Consider the following 12,315-nt stretch of genomic DNA (forward strand, 5'->3'; position numbering starts at 1 on the left):
CCTCCTTACTTATTTTAGTAAATCTGATAAAGTCTTTTTCTTATCCCTTGGCAGCATTCTAAATTCGATTTCTATGCCTAAATCATTTATTTCTTTTAAGTTAGATACATCATTTTCATCAACAGCAACTAAATCTGTTAGTTTCTGCTTCCCAGCTTCATATCTTAAGCCCCCTACATTTAATTCCTTTATAACTCCGCCTGAATTTTTTACTAGTTCCAATGCATCTTTTGTATTTTTTACTAAAACAAGTACATTATTCTTCTTAGATTGAGCAAATTTCTCTACTATCTCACCCGATTCCTGTACTCCTCTAATATATAAAGTTACATTATTGGGTTTAGCTAAGTTTAATGCCATAGCTTTCATTTGATCATTTTTTGCTTCATCATTAACCACTAATATTACATTTATCCCTAGCGATGTTGACCATCCAAATGCAACCTGCCCATGTATTAATCTGTCGTCAATTCTCATCAATGATATCATCTTCTTCATTCCTTTCCTTATTGTTTTTTAGTAATTCGTTTATATGAATAATTCCTTTTCTTGCTTCTTCTATTCCATTTTTTATCAACATTTCTATATCATCTTCGCCTGATAAAAGTATTGTTAAAATCATTGGCAAATTTATACCTGTTATTAATTCAAATTCATATCCATTCAACAATAAATTGGTACATAAATTAGCTACACTTCCACCAAAAATGTCTGTTAAAACAATATACTTTTCTTCTTCGCTTTTATTAGATAAAATTCTTTTCATTTCCTTTTCTGCATCATCTCCCGATTTATCTTTAGTCATGCAGAAATATTCAACATTGCTTAATGATCCTACTATTAATTTACTGGTTTCTATAAATTCTTTTGATAATTCTCCATGAGTTGCAATTAGAAATTTCTTCATTACCATCACCTCCTTTAATTTTTTTATTTATACTTTATTAATAAGCAAAAAGCATGCCAACTAGTGACATGCTTTTTATAAAACTTTATTTTGTTCTCTTAATTGCTTGGAATTATTGAATTGGTCCATATATTATATTATAGATATATCCAATCTCTGCAATTGGTATTTGCACACTATAACTTTTTTCTATCACACTAAATGAATTTTTAATTAGCTTAATCTCACTCTGATGCTCTTCAATTAGCAAATTTAAATCTGTATATTCTTCTATCTCAGCCTGTCTTACTAATCTCTCTACCATACAGCTTAAATGAACATATAAAGCAATTTTTTTGTCATTTGGTATTTTTCTTTTCTGATTGTTTTCAAACTCATTGATACCATCCTCTATTCTCTCTATAATCTTATTAGAATCTAAAATAGTTAGGCTATCTATAACTCTTGTCAAAGAGAAGTTTTTCACAATAGAATCATTTATTAATTTAATTTGATCATGCCCTGCTACCTTACTGAAAATTCTATACACCTCATCTTCTCTTTTTCCTGATATAATATCTTCTAAAGATATAAACTTAATTGTTTCAATTTCAGGATTATACGTACCGACAATAGCTAATACGTCATACATCTTGAATATAGAGTCATCCTTTCCTTTAGACACTAGATTATTATAACTATACGGAACCACCTTTACATCAACTATTCCTGCTAAACTTTCTGAAAGTAAATTCTGTATCTTAATTGCAGTACTTATTCCTGTAAAACAAGATGCTATTATTGCATATTCTTTATTCTTCTGAGGATAAAATAACTGTATGTTAGGTTTAATTTCTTCATTCATTACTTCAGAGATTTCTTCAATAGTTTTTCCTTGTATTAATAAATTTCCTACTTCCAAAGCTAACATAGTTGTAACTTGATCTATACAAAGCATGGGAATATTAATCTTATCTTTTAGATTTTCATAAATTAAGCTAAGAGATCCCATATCAAATAAAACAATTAAGCCATTTTTTAATTTATCATCTTCAATATACCTGTTCAATTGCTTAAGCACATCTATTGCTGTTGCATCTATTGGCATGTCAATAGATGCAAATACATTTACACCTATAATACGATTGCAGACATTAGCCATACTACTTGCTGTTGCATATCCATGAGCAATAATTATTGCATTCATCTTATTAAAATTTATACGTATTGCAGTAGTTTTAATGAATATAATCATAATAATTAAATCACTATCAGTTAAATAAATATCCAACCTGTTTGCTATAAAACTTGCTATCTTATATACTACAGAATATTCTTTATAATTTTCTCTCTTTAAATAGCTCAATAACTTATTCTCTATTTTTAATTCCTCTTCATCTAAGCTATAAAAATCATTTTTTGAGTACAGGTATGATGAAAAAGCCAGCACATTATTCCCATCATATTTAATATTATAATTTATTTCTAGATTTCTAAATATATCCTGCATTGTTGATATTATAAATTCTATAATTACGTTTTTAGTTTCGTCATTATTAGCAAATACTAGCCTATCCATCAAGTTGACCATTATATTGGAACTCTTCTCATAAAATCCTTCTTTGCTGACTTCTCCACTTTCAACTAATTTATACAACTTAAAACACTCTAATATACTTTGCTTAATTATGCTTTGCTTACTCTCTTCATATGTTTGAACATGTCTATTGTTATTGTCTGAAAATACAATACTTTTGCTTTTATTATTGTTTTGAAACTTAAAAATTTCTGCATTCTCAATGTATATGTTTCTTGGTATATCCTGCAATGTTACAAATATATTCCCATTTCTTCTTTGCCTCTTTGAATATGCTCTTCCACATGCATATTTTATTACATTTTTACATTCTCCAATATTTCCTTTAAATTTTATTTTTAGAATTGTATTTAATGTAAGCTGTGTAATTTCAATTGGTATTCCAAAAATCTTACTTTCTTCATATATAAAATGTTCTATTATTCTCCTTTTCTCAATAGGCCCTCTTTCCTCCACATTAGGGATATATATATTAATAGGTATTCTTCTTAAAAAAGTTGGCAAAAATTCAGATAGATTTTCTGTTGTTGCAAAAACTAATCGTACATCTGCTTTTCTCTTTACGCCATTTTCACCAATTCTTGAAAATACTCCTGTATCCATAAATGTGAACAATTTTTCTTGTCCTTCGCTATTAAGTCTATGTACTTCATCTAAAAATAAAATTCCGCCATCTGATTGTTCAATTAACCCTGCTTTTGATTCTGTAGCCCCCGTATATGCCCCTTTAGCATGCCCAAATAATATACCTGATAATAGTTCAGGATTATTATAATACTGAGCACAATTCAAAACATTATATGGTCCATCTTTTTCTAAAACATTACAGCTTACACTGTACTTGTAGATTATCTCTGCTAAAAAGCTTTTACCAACTCCACTTTCACCTGTAAGCATAACAGTTAATCCCCCTTTGGGATATAAAACTGCCGTTTTGATCTGCTCAATAACTTCCTTCAAACTGTTATCATAACCAATTATACTTTCAAAAATAATCTCCTGTTTTAACGACTCACATTCCTGTTCTAGTTCATATATATCTTTATATATACTTTTCTTTGTTGGCCCAATAATATCATTGATTTTTTTTCTAGGAAGAAATTTAACTGGGCGACTATTTATCTTAAGTAAATCGTTAGATTTCACCAATTCATTTAATAATCTGCTTGCTTGAGTTCTGCTCATCTTAAAATTGCTAGCTATATATTCCGTCTCAATTCCTCCATACTTTTCCAAATCTTTAAGACTCTCAAATACAGCTTTTGAATTAATAAATTCCAAAACTTTAGTAATCATAAATTCCCTCCAATACATATAAAAATCTATTTTAAATGAATCTACCTTTTTCCTTAAGCATTGTACTTATCATTAATTTATCATTTGCTTAAATAATAAAAAACATATCCCTCTAAAATTTTTATCTTGTTTCAATAAATTATTTATATAATTTTATCACAATATCAATAAAACTCAATTATTATTTAAAATATTTTATTTTTCATATACATTTACTATTTTTTTATTAAAATAGCCTCTTTACTTTTATACATTTAATATATTTGTTGCAATTCACATTTCACAATTCACAATTACCGCTAAAATTCTTGCAATATTTTTAGAATTATCATGAAGAATTACTTTTGCAATATATCTATCATATTAAGTTTTATAAATAAAACAACTATCTATACTATAATTAATTCAAAGAATAACGATGCTCATTAACTATTTGTCTAAAAAAATATTTAATGATATGATAACTTTAAAATTACTTACTAGTTTCCTTAAAATAAATAAATCTAAAATTGTTTACAATTCCTTATGATTTAAAATGAAGGAGAAATGCCTAATGATAGATTTACACATTCATACAAATAATTCTGATGGAGATTTTGATGTAATAGACATATTAAAAATGTCGGAAGAAAGGAATTTAGAATTTATTTCATTTACAGATCATCAATCTGTTGATGCATATAAAAAAATTAACAACCTGAATATAAAGGATTTATACGGTGGTAATATAATTAAGGGAATTGAAATTGCTTTTTCATTTAATGGAATTAGCATGGATATGTTAGGGTACAATATTAATATTGATTCTATAGAAAAATCAAGAATATTACAAGTTAATAAAAATATTAATGTTATTGAGAAAGAAAATTCTAAATTAAATTATTTAATAGAGGTTTGTAATGAACTAAAAATTCTACATTCCTCTAATTTACATATAAAGGGCAGAAATACTCCTGCTAACGATGTTATTTGTGATGATATTTTAAGCTATGATGAAAATTCGTATATTCTAAAAAAATTAGAAATCACTGATAGAACAACTTTTTATAGAAAACACTATTTAAATCCTAATAGTCCATTTTATATACAGCCAACAGAAGATCTTCCAACTATCTATGAAGCTGCAGAAACAATTCATAGTTCAGGCGGTAAATGTTTTTTAGCTCATCCTTATGTATATGACGTAGATAACATATATAATTATATCGACAGTATTGTCAAATTAAACTTAATAGATGGTATTGAATGCATACATCGTAAGCATTCTCACTCACAAATTAATGAAATAATTAATTATTGTGACAGCCATAACCTGTTAAAAAGCGGAGGTAGTGATTTTCATACTTCAGCTCATACATTAGGATTTGGAAATGATGGTAAAATACCAATTAATTATCCTATAGCTAAGAACTGGCTCCAATAATTCATTCATATTTATTTGGCTTTAATAATATATTGTAAGCTCCCTTTTATTATATACCTTGAGTTTCACTTAATAAAAATACAGATAAAGTGAACCCTTTTAAGTAAATCCTCTTCCTGCTTTTTCAGCTTTCTCTACTTAATTGGGTTCTCTTCATCATAAAATTTTACAACATATGATCCTCTGTATTTAAGGCTTTAATTGTGCTTTCAGTTCACCTATATTCTTTCTAATGTTATAATCTATCATTAAATATATAACCCAGTTTTTAACCATCTCTTAATTTTATATTTAAATATTTTTACATGACCTGTAATTTCTTTTTTATAACTTACAAGAAATATATAGTCTCAAGAATAATCAAGTACTCTTTTACAGATATCTCTATATTAAATGCTTCTTCCATTGGTTTTAATATTTCTCTAACAAAATTATATTTATCCTTATTCTCATCTAACATTTTCTCACTATACTTACGATATATAATTTTTTCGCCACTTAACATACGCTCTATTACACACGCAATGTGTAATATTAACCCTATTAATGCAGAACTATTAAGTTCAACTTTATTATTTACAAGACGTATATAAAATCTTCTAAAACACTCGATATACTTATATGAATCTATATTTACATTTTCTCCAATTACTTCTCTCATATCATATATCTCTTCTATTAGATTTAATCGTGATTTTAATAGTTTTACTTTTTTCTTATCAAAAATATCTGATGTTGATATATACAACAAGGACTCATCATCTGGCTTTACTGCACTTACCACTGCCAATATATCCTTTTCTGCCTTTATTTTTTGTATATTATGATTGAATTTTTTCTTGTTTAATATGTCTATATTAAGTATGTCGATGTCATTGCTAGTGATTTCTAGTTTCTTTTCCACAATTGGCTTGAGTTTTATAGCAGTTCCTTCTCCTGTAATGCAAGCTGTTATAATTACCTTCTTTTTAAGTGTTGAATTTATGCTAAAATTATCTGCATAACTTCGCACTATATGTGGATTTAAATTTATGCAGCAATCATAAATTTCCTCCAATGAGGCTTTTAATGTTGCTTTTCTTGTAGCTTCAAGAACAATAGGTGTAGACACCATTTCTATTGTTTTTACCGGTACCTTTGTCTTTTCGTAAATCATATCCCCAAATAAAACAAGAGATCCCATATCTACTAACAGCAATACTCCTCTACCTTTATCTATTTCTTTTACTATTTCTGTTAAATTTTCTAGCGCAGTCTCTGGTTTCTGATCCAATGGCATATCATATCCTATAGCATATTTTTCACCCAAAAGTCTATTAGCTACATCGGCCATTGAACTTGCTGTATACTCTCCGTGCATAGCAACAATAATTCCAACACTACTCTCATTTTCATAATCCTCTTTATCTATACATAAAAACATAGTTATAAATCCAACTTCATCTTCTGGAATTCTAATATGAAATGTGCTTTCAACTTTTTCTTTCAAATCATACGAAATTTCATATTCCTTGGGATGCATCTTTTTAATATCTTCAAGCTGATGATTTTTAATTTCTTTTCCCTTTAAAATTCTTTCAACTGTACTTGCTACATGCATTGATAATCCATATAAAATTTTACTATCAAACTGCATTAACAATTTTTCACTAGCCTTATTTAAAAATTCACTAACTAGATCTACAATTTTTCTGTCAACAACTTTATATAATTCTTCTAAATTATCCTTATCTATATTTAGTATATATTTTTTAAAATACGTATCTATATCAAGACTCATTATAAGTTTTATATCCTTTTCACTTATTCCATTAGACTCCAAAAGTTTTCTTTTCTCTTCTAATGCTCCATAAAAATCAACTATTTTTATATCTTCTTCTTCTCTTACATTATTTTCATCCAAACAAAACTTTATAACATCTTGATTCACAAACCTATCAATTTCACTTCTTTTCTCTTTATACTTAAATAATCCGCTAAGTACATACTGAGGCAAGTATTGACTATGAATGCATATATTCTTATCTCTTTTCATCATATTCTCAAGAAAAGCCTTTGAACAGCTTAGTTTTATATCGCTTTTGAGTTGTCCAATATTGTTAGAACAGTTGTATAGTAAGAACGCTTTTAGCGCATTTGCTGTAATACTTATGCTCTGCTTAATACAACTCACTTCTATTTTTAAAAAGTTTTTAATAAGTTCATATCTTTCTTCTATAGTCCTATCTTTTAATGCTGGTAAGCGTATAATCATAGGAATTCTTCTAGTAAATGTTTTCAATAATGTCGATTCAACATTTTCAGTAGTAGCACATATTATAAGTAGTTTAACTTTATATTCTTCCTCAGAATCTCCAAGTCTCCTATATATGCCCTTATCAATTATTGAAAATAGCATTTCTTGACCTTCCGATGGTAATCTATGAACCTCATCTAAAAATAATATTCCTTCATTAGCTTTTTCAACTAATCCTATGGTATCTCTGCTAGCACCAGTATATGCCCCTTTCTTAACACCAAAAATGTGACTTACTAGTAGCTGTGGATTATTTGCATAATCTGCACAGTTAAATGAAATAAATGGTGCATTGGCTTTTATTTTGCCAATTTCTTTAGCGTACTTATACATAACTTCTGCAAACATTGATTTTCCTGTACCAGTTTCCCCTAAAAGAAGAGTATGAAGTCCATTTGGAGGATATATTATAGCAGCTCTAGCCTGTTGTGATGCGTTTTTCAGACTGAATCTAGTTCCGATGATGTTATCAAAAGCATCTTTTAAAACTTTTTCTGTACCTTGCTCTATCTGAATATCCTCATCCTTTATTTTATATAATACCGGCTTCTTCACTATTTTTTCTATTTTTCCATCTCTATAAAGTTTATTTAAATCACTAGATACGTTTGTCCTTTGAATATTCATTATTAATGAAATTTCTGTAGCTGAAAAACCGTTGATGCATCTACGTTCATTATATTCCTTACTACACAGATCCCTTAGAACTTTATAAATATTATCAATCCTTCTCATTGCTTTTCCCCTCATATCCTATTCGTATAACTCTCTTAACGTTAACACTCTAGGTACGTAAATTAAATTTAAATATCTTTAACTAATAAGCTTATTATACATGATTTGCCATAGAATTTGAATAAACATATCAAAGAGTGGATTATTCAAGTTTTATTAAATAACCCACTCCATTTTTACTATTTGCTATTTTTACTTATTATACATTGCATGCTATTTCTTTTTCTTTAAACTTTTCTTCATACATTTTAATAAGTTCACAGATAAGATCTTTAGCTAAAGATGCAGTCATTAAATGATCTTCTGCGTGCATCAGTAATAAAGATAATTCTTGTTTATTACCTGCGGCCTCTTCTTGAATTAAGCCAGTCTGTATATTGTGAACTAATGAAAGTTCTTCTTTAGCTTGTTTCATACATAGATTGGCTTTATCAAACTCACCGTTTCTAGCTAAATTTAAAGCCTCAAAACAAGCTGATCGTGAATTACCTGCGTGACTAATTATAGTGAAAACTATTTCTTCTAATTCCATATTCATTTTAAATCCTCCATTATTTATCCATTAAGTTTAGTGCAAGTTCTAGAACACTTTTCCCATCTATTCTTCCATAAAGTTGTACTGGTATGCAGGCATAAGGCTTACCTTTTTCATCAACTATTTCTTTAACCCATTTTTCTTTGTATTTAACTTGAGGCCCAAGTAAAAATACATCATAATCATCAACATTTTCATCCAAATCTTCTACTGGTTCAGCATTAATAACTAAGTCCTTGCGTCCTATTTCCTCTGCATATTTTTGCATTTTTGTTACTAGCAAACTTGTTGACATACCTGCTGCACACATTAATAATATCTTCATGCTAAATTCCTCCTAAATTTCATTCTATAAATATTTTCCAATTAATACACTAAGCTTGTACTGTATTTAAATTTTCTTCTTGCCCTTCAATTTCTAATTGTTGTTTTTCAGCAAATTTAAAGAATGGGTAGTAAATTATTGCTGCTATAACCATTTCTACAGCAGACCAAACTGCTGCTCTCCAATCTCCACCAGTTGCAATAAATGGTCCTATAATAGGGGGCATTGTCCACGGAACCATAGCTACTGGTCTACCAATTATATCAAAATACATCATAAGATAAGACAAAGTAGTAAGTACTAAAGGTACCACTGTAAATGGGACTAGAATAACTGGATTTAAAACTACTGGAAAACCAAATATAACTGGCTCGTTTATCTCAAAACATGCAGATGGAAATGAAACTTTTCCAAGTGATTTATAAAGTTTACTCTTTGAACGGATCATTAATAAAACTAAACAAAGAGTCGCACCTGTTCCCCCTACATTAACAAACAATGAATAAAATCCTGATGCTGTAATGTATGGAATCTTCTCATGTGCTATAAAAGCTGCTGTATTAACAGTTAAAAATTGAATATATATTGGATCTGCTATCCCTTCAAGAGTCATATCTCCATGAATACCTGCTGACCAAAGTAATGTAACTAATGCGCTATATATTAATATTCCCGGAAGAGTATTAAGGGCAAAAACAACTGGACTAAATATCATAGTAATAAAATCAGTTATATTAAATCCTATAACTACTCTTATTAGCCAAACTGTAATCATAACTACAAGAGCTGGTATTAACGCAATAAATGAATTTCCAACTGCTGGTGGAACTCCCTCTGGTAATTTAATAACAATATTTCTCTTTACGAAAAATCTTAATACTTCTACTGCAAAAATACAAACTATTATAGCAGTGAAAAGTCCTTCTGCTCCAAATTTACTAGTATCTAATTGAAAATCCCCTGTCACTTGTGTAAGTAAAAATGCTACAAAAGATATTACTGATCCTGTAATTGGATCTAATTTATAGCTTTTAGCTAAGTGATATCCTATTCCAAGGGCTGCTAAAACTCCTAGAACTCCAAATGATGAATTTACAACCACATTCATCTTTGGACCAAGCTCTCCAATATAATCTGCCCACCAATCAAATGGAAGGTTACCTAAAATAAGAAATATACTTCCTACAATAATGAATGGAATTGTAATAGCTAATCCATTACGAATTGCCATTAGGTGCCTTTGATTACCAACTTTAACTAATGGTGGTATCATCTTTTCTTGAAAAAAATCCATAAATCTTTCCATAATTTCTTCTCCTCCATAATTTTTTCGTTCTGTTAAGCTGTATAAGCATCTTTCAATTCTATTAAAGTCGTAATCGCAAGCTTGCTAAGTATTGAATATCTCTGCTAAAGTATTAAATAATAGAACTAAATAAAACAAACATAAAAATTTTCTATCTTACGATAAGTTATATAAAGCTAATTTTAATAAACATTATATTCAAACAATGTATTATGAAAAATGAAATCCATACCTTTTGCATAATATTATTAATACTCAAAAATGAAAATAATTAAATCCCATAATTATTTTCAGCATACCAAAGTAATCGTTTTTATATGTTACAGTATAATTTTAATATTTATAAATGTATAAGACAAATATAATTGAATTATTGTTTATTATTACTATCACAATATAAATTTTCACTCAGTATATAGGCAAAGATTAAGTTTATTTTTTATAAAATACAAGAGATTTGAGGTTTATGGTGAATAACTAAATTTGTTTATTAAATTTATGCTTAAGTAGCATTAAACTAAAATTATATAATCGCTAAATAGTAAAATTTCTATGAAGTATTAGATTATTTCTTACTAACAACTCACAGAATGAATTTATTTTTACATAGAATTATATAAGCAATTACCATGCCAATACTCTAAAATACTGATAAAACTTAGACTTAATTGATTAAGTCTAAAATCAATACACATTTTACAGTTTTCTATAGATATAATACACATATGTGTATTATATCTTTTCTACATTTCGTTTTTATAACTAAAAGGCTTAAAATTCTGCCATATATAATTAAACGTCAGTATTATGCCATTAATTGATTACATAGCCTATTAACGCTTTGAATATAAATTTGTTATCACAACATATATGCATACAAAATTAATGTTTACAAATGTAAAAATCTATATAAACCAAAAAACAGTATTAACACTTATCCATATTAATACTGTTTTTTATCTTTATTTATATAATTTTATTGCATAGCTAAAAATCTAATTACTATCCTGTTTACATTAATTTTAGTAGCTATTACAAATTAGTATAAGAAAAACCTGTTCTTAAACCATTAATTAATACTAATAAACATCACCATCTATATTGAAAGTATCTCCATAAACTGTAAAATTAAAGTCTGGTTTCAAATCTACATTACCTGCTTTTAATAATTTTCTGTATGCATTAACTCTATCCGAACCTTCTGGATCATCATCTTTAAGGAATGCATATCTATAATCCATCACACTAGAAAGAAATTTATTTTCATCTATACCATCCTTAGGTAATCCACCTAGCTTTTTCTTAGCCGAATTAATATATTCTTTTGCTCCATCTTCTCCATGATTTACACACATATCATATATGAATGCTAAAGTTAGTTGATGCTTAGCCCCAATAGAAGTTGCTAAAGATACTGCTGGTTTCCAATACATTTCATCAAGTTCATATAATTGAGCTTTCTTAAATAATGGATCATTACATGCCTTTACATCTTTTATAAAATTATCTAAGCCTTTAATATCATCATTTTTTCCATCCTCATCATGTTCTTCCTTGTCTATTCTATCTAATGCTGGAATATACTTTGCCAAAGTATTATTGGGATTTAGCTTAGTATAATAATGTATTAATATATTTCCATCGTAAGTTCCAGTAGTAAATCCTATGCATCCAAATGTAATTCCTCGTCCATCAAATGAGCCAAGCTTTTCTGCATAATTATAAACGAACTTTGTTTTACCGTTTTCACATGCAGTCGTTAACTGAAGGTCCACTGCTTTTTGTTCAGAATTTGCAGTAATGGCTAATGCTGCTGAAGAGAATGAGAGACACATAGTCAATGATACTGCTAAAGTAACTAATTTTCGTAAATTTTTCATATAAAATTCCCCCTACAAAATTATTTATTATATTAT

The 12,315-nt window shown here is 28.1% G+C and carries 9 protein-coding genes; 1 reads left to right on the forward strand and 8 read right to left on the reverse strand.

Going from position 1 to position 12,315, the window contains the following annotated elements; genetic code table 11:
- Positions 1–9: 9 nt before the first annotated feature.
- The 3 genes from ACJDTP_RS01640 to ACJDTP_RS01650 all read right to left on the reverse strand — a co-directional run bounded on the left by ACJDTP_RS01640 (position 10) and on the right by ACJDTP_RS01650 (position 3,779).
- Positions 10–498, reverse strand: a complete 489-nt coding sequence (locus tag ACJDTP_RS01640) for a PTS sugar transporter subunit IIB (protein ID WP_241394411.1) — start codon at positions 496–498, stop codon at positions 10–12.
- Complete coding sequence (locus ACJDTP_RS01645) at positions 467–907, reverse strand: PTS sugar transporter subunit IIA (RefSeq protein WP_039769792.1); 441 nt, start codon at positions 905–907, stop codon at positions 467–469. Before ACJDTP_RS01645 ends, ACJDTP_RS01640 begins: the two co-directional genes overlap by 32 nt.
- Positions 908–1,019: 112 nt before the next feature.
- The gene (locus ACJDTP_RS01650; RefSeq protein ID WP_406760288.1) at positions 1,020–3,779 is read right to left on the reverse strand and encodes a sigma 54-interacting transcriptional regulator; all 2,760 of its coding nucleotides are present in this window, start codon (positions 3,777–3,779) and stop codon (positions 1,020–1,022) included.
- A 553-nt stretch (positions 3,780–4,332) separates the two neighbouring features.
- Here ACJDTP_RS01650 and ACJDTP_RS01655 point away from each other — a divergent pair.
- On the forward strand, positions 4,333–5,202 hold the full coding sequence (locus ACJDTP_RS01655; RefSeq protein WP_406760289.1) for a PHP domain-containing protein: 870 nt from the start codon (positions 4,333–4,335) through the stop codon (positions 5,200–5,202).
- A gap of 331 nt (positions 5,203–5,533) precedes the next feature.
- Here ACJDTP_RS01655 and ACJDTP_RS01660 read toward each other — a convergent pair whose 3' ends face one another.
- The 5 genes from ACJDTP_RS01660 to ACJDTP_RS01680 all read right to left on the reverse strand — a co-directional run bounded on the left by ACJDTP_RS01660 (position 5,534) and on the right by ACJDTP_RS01680 (position 12,279).
- Positions 5,534–8,233 (reverse strand): sigma-54-dependent transcriptional regulator, encoded by a 2,700-nt coding sequence (locus tag ACJDTP_RS01660; RefSeq protein ID WP_406760290.1) that lies wholly within the window; start codon positions 8,231–8,233, stop codon positions 5,534–5,536.
- A 199-nt stretch (positions 8,234–8,432) separates the two neighbouring features.
- On the reverse strand, positions 8,433–8,771 hold the full coding sequence (locus ACJDTP_RS01665; RefSeq protein WP_011968295.1) for a PTS lactose/cellobiose transporter subunit IIA: 339 nt from the start codon (positions 8,769–8,771) through the stop codon (positions 8,433–8,435).
- A gap of 13 nt (positions 8,772–8,784) precedes the next feature.
- Positions 8,785–9,093 carry a PTS sugar transporter subunit IIB gene (locus ACJDTP_RS01670; protein ID WP_017209870.1) on the reverse strand — a complete coding sequence of 103 codons (309 nt, stop codon included), beginning with the start codon at positions 9,091–9,093 and terminating at the stop codon, positions 8,785–8,787.
- Positions 9,094–9,142: 49 nt separating this feature from the next.
- Entirely contained in the window at positions 9,143–10,399 is a 1,257-nt protein-coding gene (locus ACJDTP_RS01675; RefSeq protein ID WP_171770710.1) for a PTS sugar transporter subunit IIC, read from the reverse strand.
- A 1,079-nt stretch (positions 10,400–11,478) separates the two neighbouring features.
- The gene (locus tag ACJDTP_RS01680) at positions 11,479–12,279 is read right to left on the reverse strand and encodes a chitosanase (RefSeq protein ID WP_077843785.1); all 801 of its coding nucleotides are present in this window, start codon (positions 12,277–12,279) and stop codon (positions 11,479–11,481) included.
- Positions 12,280–12,315 lie beyond the last annotated feature (36 nt).

The organism is Candidatus Clostridium helianthi (assembly GCF_045310795.1).
GTDB lineage: Bacteria > Bacillota > Clostridia > Clostridiales > Clostridiaceae > Clostridium > Clostridium helianthi.